Here is a 15568-nt window from a genome sequence, read left to right as displayed (position 1 = left end):
CAGGATGGTGAGACTGATGGCCGAAGCGCCGACAGCCGGCTCTGACGAAGGCTCGGTGGACGCATTCCTGCAGGGAGGCGCATCGCTGCGCCACGCCCCGGGACCCTACTTCGGTTCCTACGGGGGCCGATGGATGCCTGAATCACTGATTGCGGCCCTGGACGAACTGGAAGACACGTTCGAAAAAGCCAAGGCGGACCCCGAATTCACCGCGCAGATCGCCGATCTAAACAAGAACTATTCCGGGCGGCCCTCGCTTCTGACCGAGGCCAAGCGGTTCGCCGAGCACGCCGGGGGAGTGCGCATCTTCCTCAAGCGCGAAGACCTCAACCACACCGGCTCGCACAAGATCAACAACGTGCTGGGCCAGGCGCTGCTTGCCAAGCGCATGGGCAAGACGCGTGTCATCGCCGAGACCGGTGCCGGCCAGCACGGCGTGGCCAGCGCCACGGCCGCCGCGCTGCTGGGCTTGGAATGCGTCGTCTACATGGGCGCGGAAGACTGCCGCCGGCAGGCCTTGAACGTGGCCCGGATGGAGCTCCTGGGAGCCACCGTCATTCCTGTCACGAACGGGTCGCAGACCCTCAAGGACGCCATCAACGAGGCGCTCCGCGACTGGGTGGCCAACGTCGGAAACACCCACTACCTGCTCGGCACCGCAGCGGGCGCCCACCCGTTCCCCGCGATGGTCCGTTACTTCCACGAGGTCATCGGTGAGGAAGCCCGCGCGCAGATCCTCGACCAGACCGGCCGCCTGCCGGACGCGGTCTGCGCCTGCATCGGCGGCGGCTCCAACGCCATCGGCATCTTCCACGGCTTCCTCGACGACGCCTCCGTTAAGATCTACGGCTTCGAGGCCGGCGGCGACGGCGTGGAAACCGGCCGCCACGCGGCGACCATCACGCTCGGCCGGCCCGGCGTGCTGCACGGTGCGCGGTCGTACCTCATGCAGGACGACGACGGCCAGACTATCGAATCGCACTCCATCTCCGCCGGACTGGACTACCCGGGCGTCGGCCCGGAGCACTCGTACCTCGCCGACATCGGACGGGTCAGCTACGAGCCCATCACGGACAGCGAAGCCATGGAGGCCTTCCGGCTCCTGTGCCGCACCGAAGGCATCATTCCGGCCATCGAGTCCTCGCACGCCCTTGCCGGCGCCATCAAGGTGGGGCAGCGGCTGGCCGCTGAGGAGGCCGCAGCGGGCAACGCATCGGACAAGATCGTGATCGTCAACCTGTCCGGCCGGGGCGACAAGGACGTGGCAACAGCAGCCGAATGGTTCGACCTCCTGGAGAAGGATTCCGCAGAGGCCGCTATCGGCAAGGAAGGGGAACAGCTGTGAGCACCGCGCAGATGACCAGCAAATCGGCAATCGCCATTGACAAGGCCCGCGCGGAAGGACGGGCGGCCCTCATCGGCTACCTGCCCGCCGGCTACCCCAGCGTCGAGGAAACCATCGCCGCCGGCATAGCCCTGGCACGCAACGGCGCTGACCTCATCGAGATCGGCATTCCGTACTCGGATCCGGTAATGGACGGCCCGGTCATCCAGGCCGCCACCACGGAAGCCCTCGCCAACGGGTTCCACGTCCGCCAGGTCTTCGACGTCGTGGCAGGCATCACGGCCGAAACCGACGCTGCCGTCCTGGTTATGACCTACTGGAACCCCGTGATCCGGATGGGCGTGGACGAATTTTCCCGCCGCCTCGCCGAAGCCGGGGGAGCGGGCCTGATCACTCCGGACCTCATCCCGGACGAAGCCGCGGACTGGATGGAAGCCTCCGACAAGTACGGGCTGGACCGGGTGTTCCTTGTGGCCCCCTCGTCCTCGACCGAGCGCATGCGGCGCACCGTCGAGGCCAGCCGGGGTTTCGTCTACGCCGTCTCCATCATGGGTGTCACCGGTGCCCGGTCGTCCGTGAGCACGGCAGCCAAGGGCGTGGTGGCCGCGGCCAAAGAGGCCGGCGCGGAGCGTGTTTGCGTGGGCCTCGGCGTATCGAACGCGGACCAGGTGGCGGAAATTGCCGCCTATGCCGACGGTGTGATCGTGGGAACAGCCCTCGTGTCCGCCATCAGCGACGGCGGCGTGGACGCCGTGGCCAGCCTGACCAAAGACCTTAGCGCCGGACTGACCAGGAAGTAGCCCTCCATCATGCAGATGTTCCACTCCGCGGCCGCGCTGGCGAATATGGTGCCGGCGGGCTTCGTCCCGACGAGCATTCCGAGCCCCGACTGGTCCGGCTTCGACATTCCACTGCCGTGGGGCACGCTGCGCATCCATGCCTACGCCCTGTGCATCCTCGCGGGCATCATCGTCGGCCTGTGGCTGACGTCGGTGCGGTGGGCAAAGCGCGGAGCTCCCGAAGGCAGCGTGTGGGACATCGTCATTTGGGCCATCCCGTTCGGCATCATCGGCGGCCGGCTCTATCACGTGTTCTCCTCCCCGGACGCCTACTTCGGGCCGGGTTTTGACGGCACGGGGGACCTGTCCCTGATCCCGCAAATCCAGCGCGGCGGCCTGGGCATCTGGGGTGCCGTGGTGCTGGGCGCCTTCGGCGCCTGGATCGGCTGCCGCCGGGCGGGCGTCAAGCTCACGGCGTTCCTGGACGCCGCGGCGCCGGGACTGCTGCTCGCGCAGGCCGTTGGCCGCTGGGGCAACTACTTCAACCAGGAGCTCTTCGGCGGCCCCACCACGCTGCCCTGGGGTCTCCAGGTTGACTCCGACAACCCCAACTTCCCGTCCGGATTCCCTGCGGACACGCTGTTCCACCCCACCTTCCTGTACGAGTCGCTCTGGAACCTCGTGGGTGTGCTCATCCTTCTGGCGCTGGACCGGCGGTTCCACTTCCGCCGCGGCCGGCTCTTCTGGGTCTACGCCATGTACTACACACTGGGCCGGGTGTGGATTGAAGCCATGCGCATCGATGATGCCGAACAGATCAGCCTCTTCGGCATCACCACACGGCTCAATGTCTGGACCAGCATCTTCGTGTTCATCGCTGCTCTGGCCGTGTTCATCGTGCTGGGCCTGCGCAGGAAGGGCGACCAGCAGAGCGTCTACCTCCCCGGCCGTGAGCCCGTTGCCGGGCCCGGCACTGAGTCCGCCGTCGAAACGGCCGGCGACAAGGCCGCCGTTAAAACGGCCGGCGACAAGTCCGCCGACGAAACGGGCGGTGACAGACCCGTCGGCGAGACGGCGGACGGCGACGTGGGCCCCGCTAAAGAGACGGTCGGTGCGTCGGTAGCGCCGGCTGTCACCGGGAAAACGGACGACGGCGGGACCTCGCCGGAGAAGGCAAGCGGCCGTCGTGCAGCAGCCGATACCGTCCGTGATGCGGACGCCGTTGTCTCAGATAGTGAATCGCGTGATAATCTCCCAGATAACCAAAACGGTCCAGGCCACGCTTCTGCCCCAACGGAAGCAGTGCCGGCAGCCACTGGCGGCAACACGTCCGCCAAGGACTCGCCGGACACCGGAAAATCCGGTGCTGCTGCCACCGGACCTGCGCCGAAAGCTGACGGCACCCGCTAGTTCAGCGCCGGCACCGAGGGCAGCCAGAGCCACCGCTTGGAGCGCCCAACACCACAGCGTCGTGGCATCAGGGCCCATGCCGGGCAGCATAGAGCTGCTGACCGGTCAAGCCCGGGCGGAGAGCCTGCGTAACTGTTAGTTCAGCAGTCTTCCCTGCCCTACAATTTCCAGTAACTAACACTTTGTTGTGCCCATCACACCGGCGCTCTGAGTGGGGCCAACGTTGTCCCTTCCATACGCACGATCAGGAGGAAGGACGTCTCCCATGACCCAAACTCTTCACAGCCCCAGCTGGTCCGAACCGAACCAGCCGGACGCCGCCATGTCACCGTTTAAACGGTTTGCGGCGCTCCCCGAGGCAGCCGGGCTCTACAACCCGGAGCAGGAGAAGGACGCCTGCGGTCTTGCGATTATCGCCACCCTGCGCGGGGAGCCCGGCTACGACATCGTTGATGCCGCGCTCACGGCCCTGCGCAACCTCGAGCACCGCGGAGCCGTTGGCGCCGACGAGGGAACGGGCGACGGCGCCGGGCTGCTGATGCAGGTACCGGACGAGTTCTTCCGCGCCGTCACCGAATTCGAACTCCCGGCACCCGGGCAGTATGTCGTGGGCACCGCCTTCCTCCCCGCCGAGCAGCGTGAGGCCGATGCCGCCAAGGCAGGCATCGATGGCCTCGCCGCTGACGAGGGCCTCACCGTCCTCGGCTGGCGCGAAGTGCCGATCGTGGCCGACCTGGTCGGCGCCATGGCCCGCGCCTGCATGCCGTACTTCTCGCAGCCGTTCTTCGCCTCCTCCACCGGCGAGCAGCTGGACCGCAACGAACTCGATTCCCGCGCCTGGCGGATCCGCAAGCGCGCCCAAAACAAGTTTGGCGTCTACTTCCCGTCGCTGTCCTCACGGACCATCGTCTACAAGGGCATGCTGACCACGGCCCAGCTGGAGCCGTTCTACCCGGACCTCTCCGACAAGCGCTTCAAGACCAAGCTCGCGATCGTCCACTCCCGCTTCTCCACCAACACCTTCCCGTCCTGGCCACTCGCACAGCCGTTCCGCACCATCGCCCACAATGGTGAAATCAACACCGTCAAGGGCAACCGGAACTGGATGCGCGCCCGCCAGTCCCAGCTGGCCAACCCGCTGCTGGGGGATTCCCCGGAAGAACTGTTCCCGATCTGCACCCCCGGTGCCTCTGACTCGGCGTCCTTCGATGAGGTGGCGGAGCTGCTCTGGCTCTCCGGCCGCCCCATCACGCACTCGATCATGATGATGATCCCGGAGGCGTGGGAAAACCACGCCACCATGGATCCGGCACGCCGTGCGTTCTACGAGTACCACTCCCTGTTGATGGAGCCGTGGGACGGACCGGCCGCTGTGTCGTTCACCGACGGCAACCTCGTCGGGGCCACGCTGGACCGCAACGGACTGCGCCCCGGCCGCTACTGGATCACCGAGGACGGCCTGGTCGTCTTCGCCTCCGAGGTGGGCGTCATCGACGTCGAACCCTCCAAGGTGGTCAAGAAGGGCCGCGTTTCCCCCGGCAAGATGTTCCTGGTGGACACCGAAGCCGGCCGGATCATCGACGACGAAGAGGTCAAGGCCGAGGTCGCCGCGGCGAACCCCTGGGCCGAATGGGTCAAGGACAACCTGATCGACCTCAACGAGCTCCCCGAGCGCGAGCACGTGGTGCACACGGCCGCGTCCGTGAACATCCGCCAGCGGACCTTTGGCTACACCACCGAAGAGCTCAAGATCCTGCTCGGCCCGATGGCACGCACGGGGGCCGAGCCGCTGGGTGCCATGGGCTCCGATACGCCGGTTGCCGTCCTGTCCAAGCGCCCCCGGCTGCTGTTCGATTACTTTGTGCAGTCCTTCGCGCAGGTCACCAACCCGCCGCTGGACGCGATTCGTGAAGAGCTGGTCACGTCGCTGACGTGCGCCATCGGCCCCAACGGCAACCTGCTCGACACCAAGCAGGTCCGCCAGCCGCAGGTTTCGCTGCCGTTCCCGGTCATCAACAACGACCAGCTGGCGAAGATCGCCAACATCGAGAATGCTGACGGCGACAAGGTCGCCATGAAGGTTCGCGGCCTCTACCGGCCCGAGGGCGGCGAGAACGCCCTGCGTGCCCGGCTGACCGAGATCTGCGAGCAGGTTTCGGGCGCCATCAACCGCGGTGTGCAGTACGTGGTGCTGTCCGACCGTGACTCCAACGCCCAGTGGGCGCCCATTCCTTCGCTGCTGCTGGTCAGCGCCGTGCACCACCACCTGCTGCGCAGCGCCAACCGCACCAAGACGGCCCTCGTGGTCGAGGCCGGCGACGTCCGCGAGACGCACCATGTGGCAGTGCTCGTGGGCTACGGCGCCTCGGCCGTCAACCCGTACCTGGCCATGGAGTCCGTGGAGCAGCTCATCACAGCAGGCGACGTCGTTGGCGTCACCGCGCAGGATGGCGTCTACAACCTCATCAAGGGGCTCGGCAAGGGCGTCCTGAAGATCATGTCCAAGATGGGTATCTCCACCGTGGCCTCCTACACCGGTGCGCAGACCTTCGAAGCGCTCGGCCTGGGCCAGGAGCTCGTGGACGAATTCTTCTCAGGCACGCACTCCCAGCTGGGCGGCGTGGGCCTGGACGTCATCGCGGCCGAAGTGTCCGCACGGCACCAGATGGCCTACCCCGAGGGCGGCATTGAGCAGCCGCACCGCCCGCTGCTCGGCGGCGGCGAATACCAGTGGCGCCGCGACGGCGAGCCGCACCTCTTCAACCCGGAGACGGTCTTCCGGCTGCAGCACGCCACGCGTGAGCGCCGCTACGACATCTTCAAGTCCTACACCAAGGGCGTGGACGACCAGTCCGAGAACCTGATGACCCTGCGCGGTCTCCTTAAGTTCAAGGACGGCGCCCGTCCCGCAGTGCCGCTCGAGGAAGTGGAGCCGGTCTCCAGCATCGTCAAGCGGTTCTCCACGGGTGCCATGAGCTACGGCTCCATCTCCAAGGAAGCCCACGAAACGCTCGCGATCGCGATGAACCGCCTGGGCGGCAAGTCCAACACCGGTGAAGGCGGCGAGGACGTGGACCGCCTGCTCGATCCCGAGCGCCGCTCCGCCGTCAAGCAGATCGCATCCGGCCGGTTCGGTGTCACGAGCCTGTATCTGACCAACGCTGACGACATCCAGATCAAGATGGCTCAGGGCGCCAAGCCCGGCGAAGGCGGCCAGCTGATGGCCCAGAAGGTTTACCCCTGGGTTGCCCGGACCCGCCACTCGACCCCCGGCGTCGGACTGATTTCCCCGCCCCCGCACCACGACATTTACTCCATCGAGGACCTTGCGCAGCTCATCTACGATGCCAAGCGCGCCAATCCTTCGGCCCGCGTGCACGTCAAGCTCGTCTCCGAGGTGGGCATCGGCACAGTTGCCGCCGGTGTGACGAAGGCGAAGGCCGACGTCGTGCTCGTTTCCGGACACGACGGCGGAACCGGCGCCTCGCCGCTGAACTCGCTCAAGCACGCCGGTGTCCCGTGGGAGCTGGGGCTCGCAGAGACCCAGCAGACGCTCATGCTCAACGGCCTGCGCGACCGCGTGGTGGTGCAGGTGGACGGCCAGCTCAAGACCGGCCGCGACGTCGTGATTGCTGCCCTGCTCGGCGGCGAGGAATTCGGCTTCGCCACGGCCCCGCTGGTGGTCGAAGGCTGCATCATGATGCGCGTCTGCCACCTGGACACGTGCCCGGTGGGCGTTGCCACGCAGAACCCCGAGCTGCGGGCCCGCTTCAGCGGCAAGCCCGAGTTCGTGGTCAACTTCTTCGAGTTCCTGGCAGAGGAAGTCCGCGAAATCCTCGCGGAACTTGGCTTCCGGAGCATCGAGGAAGCGATTGGCCACGCAGAAATGCTGGACACCCGCGAGGCGATCAACCACTGGAAGGCCGAGGGCCTGGACCTTGATCCGATCCTGCACGGGCTGGAGTTCGACGACGACGCCCCGCTGCGGAACCTGACCGGCCAGAACCACGAGCTGGACAAGCACTTCGACCAGCGGCTCATCGCCATGGCAGCGGAAGCGCTGAGCGACCGCGCCCCGGTGAAGATTGCCGTGGATGTCATCAACACCGACCGTTCGGTGGGCACCATGCTCGGCCACGTGGTCACCAAGACGTTCAGCACGGACGTGCTGGCCACGGACACTATCGACATCACGCTCACGGGAACGGCCGGCCAGTCGCTGGGCGCCTTCCTGCCTGCCGGCATCACGCTGCGCATGTACGGCGATTCCAATGACTACGTCGGCAAGGGCCTCTCCGGCGGTCGGATCATCGTCCGCCCGGACCGCACCAACGTGTTCAATGCGGAGAGCAACGTGATCGCCGGAAACGTGATCGGCTACGGCGCCACGAGCGGCGAAATGTTCCTGCGCGGCCAGGTGGGCGAACGCTTCCTGGTCCGGAACTCCGGCGCCACGGCGGTAGTCGAGGGCATCGGCGACCACGGCTGCGAGTACATGACCGGCGGCCAGACGCTCATCATCGGACGGACCGGGCGCAACTTCGGCGCCGGCATGTCCGGCGGCACGGCCTACGTTCTGGACCTGCGGACCACCCGCGTGAACAAGCAGGCGCTGGAGTCCGGCGAGCTGCAGCTCCGCGACCTGGACGCCGAGGACCGCGACATCGTGCACGGCCTCCTCGTCAAGCACGTCGAGGAAACCGACTCGCAGCTCGCGGCGCGCCTGCTCGAGAACTTCGATGACACCGCTGCCCGCATTACCAAGGTGCTGCCGCGCGACTACGCGGCCGTGCTGCAAACCCGTCTTGACGCCATCGAAGAGGGCCTGGACCCCGACGGCGAAGAAGTTTGGTCTCGAATCCTGGAGGTGACCGGTGGCTGACCCACGCGGATTTCTGAAAGTACGCCAGCGTGAAACCCAGCCACGCCGCCCCGTTCCCGTCCGCATCATGGACTGGAAGGAAGTCTATGAGGCCCAGGAAAAGGGTGTCCTCAAGAGCCAGGCCGGCCGCTGCATGGATTGCGGCGTGCCGTTCTGCCACCAGGGCTGCCCGCTCGGGAACCTGATCCCCGAGTGGAACGACCTCATGTGGCGGGACAAGGGCGAGGAAGCGATTGAGCGGCTGCACGCCACCAACAATTTCCCCGAGTTCACCGGCCGCCTGTGCCCGGCTCCCTGCGAGGCGTCCTGCGTGCTGGGCATCAACCAGCCCGCCGTGACCATCAAGCAGGTGGAGGTTTCCATCATCGATGAGGCCTTCGACAACGGCTGGGTCAACCCGCTGCCTCCCACGCGCCTCACCGGCAAGACGGTCGCCGTCGTCGGCTCCGGCCCGGCAGGTCTGGCGGTCGCCCAGCAGCTGACGCGCGTGGGCCACACCGTGGCAGTCTACGAACGCGACGACAAGATCGGGGGACTGCTGCGCTACGGCATCCCCGATTTCAAGATGGAAAAAGAGCAGGTGGACCGCCGGCTTGAGCAGATGAAGGCTGAAGGCACCCGCTTCCGTACCGGCGTCGCCGTCGGCACGGACGTGACGTGGGAGCAGCTGCGCCGCCGTTACGACTCAGTGGTCATTGCCACCGGCGCCACCGTGCCGCGCGACCTGAACATCCCGGGCCGCGAGCTTGACGGTGTCCACTTCGCGATGGACTACCTCGTGCCGTCCAACCGCGTAGTGGCGGGGGAGTCGGTGGAAAACCAGATCCACGCCAAGGGCAAGCATGTGGTGATCCTTGGCGGCGGTGACACCGGCGCTGACTGCCTCGGCACCGCGCACCGCCACGGCGCCGCGTCGGTGACCACCCTGGCCATCGGCAAGCAGCCCCCGGCGGAACGGGCGGGCCACCAGCCCTGGCCGACTTTTCCCACGCTTTTCGAAGTTGCCAGCGCCCACGAAGAAGGCGGTGAGCGCACGTACCTCGCCTCCACCGTGGAATTTGTCGGTGAAAACGGCAAGCTGACCGGCGTCAAGGTCGCCGAAACCGAGTTCGTTGACGGCAAGCGGCTGCCCAAGGCCGGCACCGAGCGGATCATCCCCGCGGACCTGGTGTTCCTCTCCCTGGGCTTCACCGGTGCCGAGCCTGCCGGCATCACCGAGCAGGTCAGCGCTGAATTCGACGGCCGCGGCAACGTGTCCCGCGACGGCTATTACATGACCAACACCGAGGGCGTGTTCGTGGCCGGCGATGCCGGACGCGGCCAGTCGCTCATTGTGTGGGCCATCGCCGAAGGCCGTGCCTGCGCAGCCGCGGTGGACAAGTTCCTGATGGGGAGCACAATCCTTCCGGCTCCCGTGGCCCCGACGGACCGCGCCATCGCCGTCCTCTAGCGATGCCTCGGAGGTGAAAGTTCACCTCCACGACAACTTAACCAATGCAAGAGACCAATAGGGTAGGTATATGAGACGCGCAAAGATTGTGGCCACATTCGGACCGGCGATTGCCAGCTATGAAAACACCCTCGCGGTGCTGGAAGCCGGCGTTGACGTAGCCCGGATGAACATGAGCCACGGCGATTACTCCGTGCATGACAACACCTACGAGAACGTCCGTAAGGCTGCGGCGGATCTCGGCAAGGCCGTTGCCATCATGGCCGACCTCCAGGGACCGAAGATCCGTCTCGGCCGCTTTGTGGACGGCCCCCATGAGCTGGCTGTCGGTGATATCTTCACGATCACCACCGAGGACGTGCCCGGCACCAAGGACATCTGCTCCACCACGCTGAAGAGCCTCACCGAGGACGTCAACGTGGGCGACGCGCTGCTGATCGATGACGGCAAGGTCGCGCTGCGCGCCATCGAAGTGGACAACGTCAAGGTTGTCGCCCAGGTGACCGTGGGCGGCATGGTGTCCAACAACAAGGGCATCAACCTGCCGGGCGTTGCCGTCAACGTCCCCGCGCTGAGCGTGAAGGACGAGGACGACCTGCGCTGGGCGATGCGCCGCGGCGTGGACATGGTTGCCCTGTCCTTCGTGCGTGACGCCACGGACATCAAGCGCGTCCACGAGATCATGGACGAAGAAGGCCGCCGCGTTCCGGTGATCGCCAAGATCGAGAAGCCGCAGGCCGTGGAGCAGCTCCACGAAATCATCGACGCGTTCGACGCCATCATGGTGGCCCGTGGCGACCTTGGCGTGGAGCTTCCGCTGGAGGAAGTGCCGATCGTTCAGAAGCGCGCCATCGAACTGGCACGGCGCTGGGCCAAGCCGGTCATCGTGGCCACGCAGGTCCTCGAGTCCATGATCGACAACCCGCGCCCCACCCGCGCTGAGGCTTCCGACTGCGCCAACGCGGTGCTCGACGGCGCCGATGCGGTCATGCTCTCCGGTGAGACCAGCGTGGGCAAGTACCCGATCGAGACCGTCAAGGTCATGGCACGGATCATCGAGTCCACCGAGGAGCACGGCCTGGAGCGCGTCCCCCCGCTGGGCACCAAGCCCAAGACCCGCGGTGGCGCCATCACCCGTGCCGCCGTCGAAATCGCCGATCAGCTGGACGCCAAGTACATCTGTACTTTCACCCAGTCTGGTGACTCCGCACGCCGCCTGTCCCGCCTCCGCCCGATCAAGCCGGTCTTCGCGTTCACTCCGGTGGAGCACGTGTGGAACCAGCTGGCGCTGACCTGGGGCATCCAGCCGGTGCTGGTGGCCATGGTGGGCCACACGGATGAAATGACGGCACAGGTTGACCGCAGCCTGCTGGACATGGAGCTCGTGGAAGATGGTGACCTTGTGGTCATCGCTGCCGGTTCCCCTCCCGGAAAGGCCGGTTCCACCAACTCGCTGAAGGTCCACAAGGTGGGCGACCTCGCCGACACCTCACGCCTGGGCGAGGGGACGACCAACCGCGAGAAGCTCGGCCCCTGGCCGGAAAAGAAGAAGAAGAGCTAGTTCCAGGTCCTGCTGGGTAGCTGAGACCAAAAGGGAGGGTCCCCGCCGTTGGGCGCGGACCCTCCCTTTTTCGTTGAGAACGAAAAGGTTCTTCTGGGAACAAAAGGAGGGTCCCTGCCGATTGGCGGGGACCCTCCTTGGTTGCTTGGTCTCGGTGTTAGTTGACCTGGTTGATGATGGTCTCGGCCACTTCTCGCATGCTCAGGCGGCGGTCCATGGAGGTTTTCTGGATCCAGCGGAAGGCTTCCGGCTCCGTCAGGCCCATCTTGGTGGTGAGAAGGCTCTTGGCGCGCTCCACGAGCTTGCGGGTGGCAAACTGCTCCTGGAGGTCCGTGACCTCGTTTTCGAGGGCCTTGATCTCCTCGTGGCGGGAGAGGGCGATCTCCAGGGCGGGGATGAGGTCGGCCGGCGTGAAGGGCTTGACCACGTAAGCCATAGCGCCGGCGTCGCGGGCGCGCTCCACGAGTTCCTTCTGGCTGAAGGCGGTCAGCAGCACCACGGGGGCGATGCGAGCCTTGACGATCTTCTCGGCTGCGGTGATGCCGTCCATGACGGGCATCTTGACGTCCATGAGGACGAGGTCGGGCTTGAGCTCCTCGGCCAGCTGCACGGCCTTCTCGCCGTTGTCGGCCTCGCCAATGACGTCGTAGCCCTCGCCGCGCAGGATCTCGATGATGTCCAGGCGGATGAGGGTTTCGTCTTCGGCGACAATTACGCGGCGCGCCGGCTGGGACGTGGTGTTTGACTCCGTCGGTTCTGACACGGGATCTCCTTGAAAAGGTACGGCGGGAACATGACTATCTTAGTTGCGCCCGGGTTTGTACTTGGATCTGCATGGCTTGTTGCGGCGGCACTGGCGCGATTCTGGAATTCAGCCTATCTGCATGTAGAGTAAATCCGCGCACTGGAAGTGGCTGCGTTGCTCACAACACCCTGTGGGCCTACGATTGTTACTCCGTGTACTCCGCGCCCGAGTGGCGGAATTGGCAGACGCGCCGCACTCAAAATGCGGTATCGAAAGGTGTGTGGGTTCGAGTCCCACCTCGGGCACAGTGTTTCCGCAGGTCAGGGGGGTTTTAGCCTCAGGGTGTGCACAGAAACTCGTTTTCTGTGCACACGAAGCCTAGAATTTTGGGCATGGCCAGCATTTGGGAACGAAAAAAATCGGACGGATCAACGTCCTATACGGTCCGCTGGCGGAACCCCGAGACGCGAAAGCAAGAGGGGATCACCCTCGCTACGTCAGCTGAAGCCCAGACGCTGAAACGGCTCCTCGACGCGAACAATCAGTCCTTCGAAATCGCACAGCATGCGATGGTCAAGAACCAGACCAAATCACCCACTGTGGCGGCAGTGATCCAGGAACACATCGACCTTCTTGTGCGCCCGTCCGTCGGGACAGTGCACACGTATCAAACGATGCTGAAGCTGCACATCGCGGACGTCATCGGTCATATTCCTGTCGACAAGCTCGACTACCGGCACCTGACCTACTGGATCAAGACGATGCAGAAGAAGGGCAGGTCTCCGAAGACCATCAAGAACAACCATGGCCTCATCTACGCAGCCATGGAGACGGCCGTCATGCTGCGCTATCGGAAGGACAATCCTTGCCGAGGCGTTCAGCTTCCGTCAGGCGAGAAGGCAGAGGATGAGGCCCGGTTCCTGACGCACGCCGAATTTGGGATGATCCTTGAGGAGATGGGGGAGCGGTACAGGGCTTTCACCGAGTTCCTTGTTATGACCGGAACCCGCTTTGGCGAGGCTACTGCCGTGACTGTGGCGGATGTGGACCTGATGTCCAAGCCCGCAACAATGCGCATCAACAAGGCGTGGAAACGTGGCGCTGATTCCGAGTACTACATCGGTGCCACAAAGACGGGTGCCGGCAAGGGACGGTTTCCCTGAACCCGCACCTAGTGGAGGTTCTCATTCCCCTGGTGGCCAGCCGCCCTGGTTTGGATCTCTTGTTTACGACGCCCAAGGGTGAGCGGATCATTCACAAGCTGTATTGGCATCATTACTGGGTTCCTGCAGTTAAGGCGGCGCAAGCCCGTGGGCTGAACAAGTCGCCCAGGATTCACGATCTGCGCCATACCCACGCGTCCTGGCTGATCCAGGATGGTGTCTCCCTGTTCACTGTGTCCAGGCGCCTGGGGCATGCGTCCACCCGTACGACGGAGCAGGTGTACGGCCACTTGATGCCACAAGCGCTGCAAGATGCCGCGGACGCTGTTGAGCGGTCCGCCGTCGTCTGGCGTGGTTAGGTGCGCCACTCGCTCAAACTACGAGTATTTCTGTCGCGCCTGGGCCCGGGTCCCGATCAGTCGGACGGAGGTCGGGGACGTACTCGTTGATCGGACTTCGCGCAGCTGGGCAATCTCCTTCAAATGGACAGACGTAAAGACGATCTTTCCCTTGCCCCAGACGGAATGCGGGAACTCTCCCTTGGCGGCCCCTTCACGGAGCCATGCCTCTGAGCACTTGAGGACCGAGGCAGCCTCGGCCGGCTCGAAGAATTCGAGTTTCATGCCTTGTTCGATCCTTTCGTGATTTTGCTGCGGCAGGGGCTCGATGCTGAGTCCTGCCCTAGTTCATCGGAGCATGGCCATCCGGCTGCATGACCGGGCACTGGAAAGTCGCTGCAAAGTCATCGGTCTGGCGCTGCACTTGCTCCGGAGAAGCCGTGAACTGGCTGGAGGCTCGTTGGACTAGGCCGGCGTTTCCAAGGAAGTTGAGCTGCCGGCGGATGGTCGACGGCGACGCCTGCAGCTCGGCTCCGATTTCGCTGCACGTTGATGGGCCGTTCTTGAGTAGGAAGCGGACAATTTGGCTTCGCGTTCGGTTCATCAGGATGTTCGACATGGAGACCGGAACCTAAGGAATGAAGGGGTAACCTGCTGCTGTAGACGGGTCTACAGCAGCAGGTTACCCCTCCTGAGGTCATGATGGAAGGTCTAGTTTCTGCCTATGAATCTTCCGCGAAGCGGGCCCTGATTGCCGAGCCGTAAGACTCGCGGAATACTGGGCGGTAGGGTGGGCCGAAGGTAGCTTGCGGGCCACCCGGTGGTGACGTGGCTGATCAAGGGGCGGGTATGCGGATTGACGAGACAGGGCATGGTGAGGGGCTGTCGCCTCAGGCCCAGCTGGCCCGGCGTCTGAATCTGCTCCTCGACGTGGTAGTTGCCGAGCGCGGGAAACCGGTGACGTTCAGGGAAGTTCAAGCGGACCTTGCCGGCAGGGGCATCAAGTTGTCCCGTGCGCGCTGGTTTTACATGAAAGAGGGGACTGGCCGCCTGGTCAGCGATCCGGACTTGCTGGCTGGCCTCTGCGACATCTTCAAGGTTGACCCGTCCTATCTGGTTGGCGACGACGCTACTTTGCCGGAACGAATCGATTCGCAGCTTGAGTTCGTCAAGTCGCTCCGCGCGGCCCGTGTGAAGACCTTCGCCGCCCGAACCCTCGGGGATGTATCACCGGAGACTTTGCAGGCCATCTCTGAATACCTCAATAAGGATATTGGGCGCCACCCGGGAGGGGAGCAGGCGGCGATTACCCCTCCAGAAGATAGTCCAGATGGGCCGCCAGCAATTCCTTGATCCGTGCCGGGTTGGCTGAATAGCGTGGCGACCGGCCGTGGCGACGGCCTGGTTCGACGTCAACCACGATGGCGCCCGATTCCTCTAATGCCAGCAGGTGCTTTGCCACGCTTGGTTCGCCGGCGCTGACTGATGCCGCGATGTCCCCACGGGAGGCGGGGCCGTGCGCCGATAGGTAGCGGAGGATCTCATTCCGTGAACGGTTGCCAAAGGTCGCGACGGCGGCTTCGACGTCGGCCGACCATGCGTCGTCGTGAGGCCGGGTAATCCTTGGCATGGAACCATTCTTATCTACAGTTCGAAGAAAAGTAAGACTCGTCGTCTTGACGATACTTTATTTATCCTTGAGAATAGTTTGCATAGCCTTATTGCATTTCGTGGTCGGCCCTGGTTTAGCGGCCATTCTTGAGGTGTCGGGCGTGCCGCCACCGGACTTATTGGAAGCGTTTAGTCGAAGCCGTGAAGACCAATGCGAGACGAAGCCAGAGCGAATCAGGCCCGCCATGACGAAGCAAGTGCAGTTACCGTTGATGTTTCCTTGC

13 protein-coding genes and 1 tRNA gene are annotated in these 15568 nt (G+C 64.6%); 10 read left to right on the top strand and 4 right to left on the bottom strand.

Annotation, left to right across the window (positions count from 1 at the left end; all coding sequences use genetic code 11):
• Positions 1 to 16 precede the first annotated feature (16 nt).
• From trpB to pyk, 6 genes are all read left to right on the top strand, one after another.
• On the top strand, positions 17 to 1345 hold the full coding sequence (gene trpB, locus AC1D14_RS04710) for a tryptophan synthase subunit beta (RefSeq protein ID WP_230116782.1): 1329 nt from the start codon (positions 17 to 19) through the stop codon (positions 1343 to 1345).
• An 11-nt stretch (positions 1346 to 1356) separates the two neighbouring features.
• Positions 1357 to 2145: a tryptophan synthase subunit alpha gene (gene trpA, locus AC1D14_RS04705; RefSeq protein ID WP_476968181.1), complete on the top strand. Its 789-nt coding sequence runs from the start codon at positions 1357 to 1359 to the stop codon at positions 2143 to 2145.
• Between the two features lie 9 nt (positions 2146 to 2154).
• Positions 2155 to 3534, top strand: a complete 1380-nt coding sequence (gene lgt / locus AC1D14_RS04700) for a prolipoprotein diacylglyceryl transferase (RefSeq protein WP_476968135.1) — start codon at positions 2155 to 2157, stop codon at positions 3532 to 3534.
• A 265-nt stretch (positions 3535 to 3799) separates the two neighbouring features.
• On the top strand, positions 3800 to 8416 hold the full coding sequence (gene gltB, locus AC1D14_RS04695; RefSeq protein WP_230116647.1) for a glutamate synthase large subunit: 4617 nt from the start codon (positions 3800 to 3802) through the stop codon (positions 8414 to 8416).
• Positions 8409 to 9866: a glutamate synthase subunit beta gene (locus tag AC1D14_RS04690; protein ID WP_476968134.1), complete on the top strand. Its 1458-nt coding sequence runs from the start codon at positions 8409 to 8411 to the stop codon at positions 9864 to 9866. The genes gltB and AC1D14_RS04690 overlap by 8 nt, the downstream gene beginning before the upstream one ends.
• A gap of 70 nt (positions 9867 to 9936) precedes the next feature.
• Positions 9937 to 11427, top strand: coding sequence for a pyruvate kinase (gene pyk, locus AC1D14_RS04685; protein ID WP_230116645.1), 1491 nt, complete (start codon positions 9937 to 9939; stop codon positions 11425 to 11427).
• Between the two features lie 157 nt (positions 11428 to 11584).
• Here pyk and AC1D14_RS04680 read toward each other — a convergent pair whose 3' ends face one another.
• Positions 11585 to 12190, bottom strand: coding sequence for an ANTAR domain-containing response regulator (locus AC1D14_RS04680; RefSeq protein ID WP_056625858.1), 606 nt, complete (start codon positions 12188 to 12190; stop codon positions 11585 to 11587).
• A 205-nt stretch (positions 12191 to 12395) separates the two neighbouring features.
• On the opposite strand from AC1D14_RS04680, the gene AC1D14_RS04675 reads away from it, so the two are divergent.
• The 3 genes from AC1D14_RS04675 (at position 12396) to AC1D14_RS04665 (ending at position 13694) form a co-directional block, all read left to right on the top strand.
• Positions 12396 to 12477 (top strand) — tRNA-Leu (locus AC1D14_RS04675).
• 87 nt (positions 12478 to 12564) lie between these two features.
• A complete protein-coding gene (locus tag AC1D14_RS04670) occupies positions 12565 to 13335 on the top strand; it encodes a tyrosine-type recombinase/integrase (protein WP_476968133.1) in 771 nt (256 codons plus the stop codon).
• 11 nt (positions 13336 to 13346) lie between these two features.
• The gene (locus AC1D14_RS04665; RefSeq protein WP_476968132.1) at positions 13347 to 13694 is read left to right on the top strand and encodes a tyrosine-type recombinase/integrase; all 348 of its coding nucleotides are present in this window, start codon (positions 13347 to 13349) and stop codon (positions 13692 to 13694) included.
• An 18-nt stretch (positions 13695 to 13712) separates the two neighbouring features.
• On the opposite strand, the gene AC1D14_RS04660 is transcribed toward AC1D14_RS04665, so the two are convergent.
• Entirely contained in the window at positions 13713 to 13958 is a 246-nt protein-coding gene (locus tag AC1D14_RS04660) for a hypothetical protein (protein ID WP_476968131.1), read from the bottom strand.
• Positions 13959 to 14016: 58 nt separating this feature from the next.
• Positions 14017 to 14277, bottom strand: coding sequence for a winged helix-turn-helix domain-containing protein (locus AC1D14_RS04655; RefSeq protein WP_476968180.1), 261 nt, complete (start codon positions 14275 to 14277; stop codon positions 14017 to 14019).
• A 245-nt stretch (positions 14278 to 14522) separates the two neighbouring features.
• Between AC1D14_RS04655 and AC1D14_RS04650 the strand changes: the two genes are divergently transcribed.
• On the top strand, positions 14523 to 15026 hold the full coding sequence (locus tag AC1D14_RS04650) for a hypothetical protein (protein ID WP_476968130.1): 504 nt from the start codon (positions 14523 to 14525) through the stop codon (positions 15024 to 15026).
• On the opposite strand, the gene AC1D14_RS04645 is transcribed toward AC1D14_RS04650, so the two are convergent.
• On the bottom strand, positions 14980 to 15303 hold the full coding sequence (locus tag AC1D14_RS04645; RefSeq protein ID WP_476968129.1) for an ArsR/SmtB family transcription factor: 324 nt from the start codon (positions 15301 to 15303) through the stop codon (positions 14980 to 14982). The genes AC1D14_RS04650 and AC1D14_RS04645 overlap by 47 nt on opposite strands.
• Between the last annotated feature and the right edge of the window lie 265 nt (positions 15304 to 15568).

This window comes from Arthrobacter sp. P1_B11, assembly GCF_056406715.1.
This window is presented reverse-complemented; position numbering and strand designations above follow the sequence as displayed.

What these genes read in the sequence shown, in the direction of transcription:
- trpB (WP_230116782.1), top strand. Translation starts at nt 17, where the DNA reads ATGGCCGAAGCGCCGACAGCCGGCTCTGACGAAGGCTCGGTGGACGCA.
- trpA (WP_476968181.1), top strand. Translation starts at nt 1,357, where the DNA reads ATGACCAGCAAATCGGCAATCGCCATTGACAAGGCCCGCGCGGAAGGA.
- lgt (WP_476968135.1), top strand. Translation starts at nt 2,155, where the DNA reads ATGCAGATGTTCCACTCCGCGGCCGCGCTGGCGAATATGGTGCCGGCG.
- gltB (WP_230116647.1), top strand. Translation starts at nt 3,800, where the DNA reads ATGACCCAAACTCTTCACAGCCCCAGCTGGTCCGAACCGAACCAGCCG.
- pyk (WP_230116645.1), top strand. Translation starts at nt 9,937, where the DNA reads ATGAGACGCGCAAAGATTGTGGCCACATTCGGACCGGCGATTGCCAGC.
- AC1D14_RS04670 (WP_476968133.1), top strand. Translation starts at nt 12,565, where the DNA reads ATGGCCAGCATTTGGGAACGAAAAAAATCGGACGGATCAACGTCCTAT.
- AC1D14_RS04660 (WP_476968131.1), bottom strand. Translation starts at nt 13,958, where the DNA reads ATGAAACTCGAATTCTTCGAGCCGGCCGAGGCTGCCTCGGTCCTCAAG.
- AC1D14_RS04655 (WP_476968180.1), bottom strand. Translation starts at nt 14,277, where the DNA reads ATGAACCGAACGCGAAGCCAAATTGTCCGCTTCCTACTCAAGAACGGC.
- AC1D14_RS04650 (WP_476968130.1), top strand. Translation starts at nt 14,523, where the DNA reads ATGCGGATTGACGAGACAGGGCATGGTGAGGGGCTGTCGCCTCAGGCC.
- AC1D14_RS04645 (WP_476968129.1), bottom strand. Translation starts at nt 15,303, where the DNA reads ATGCCAAGGATTACCCGGCCTCACGACGACGCATGGTCGGCCGACGTC.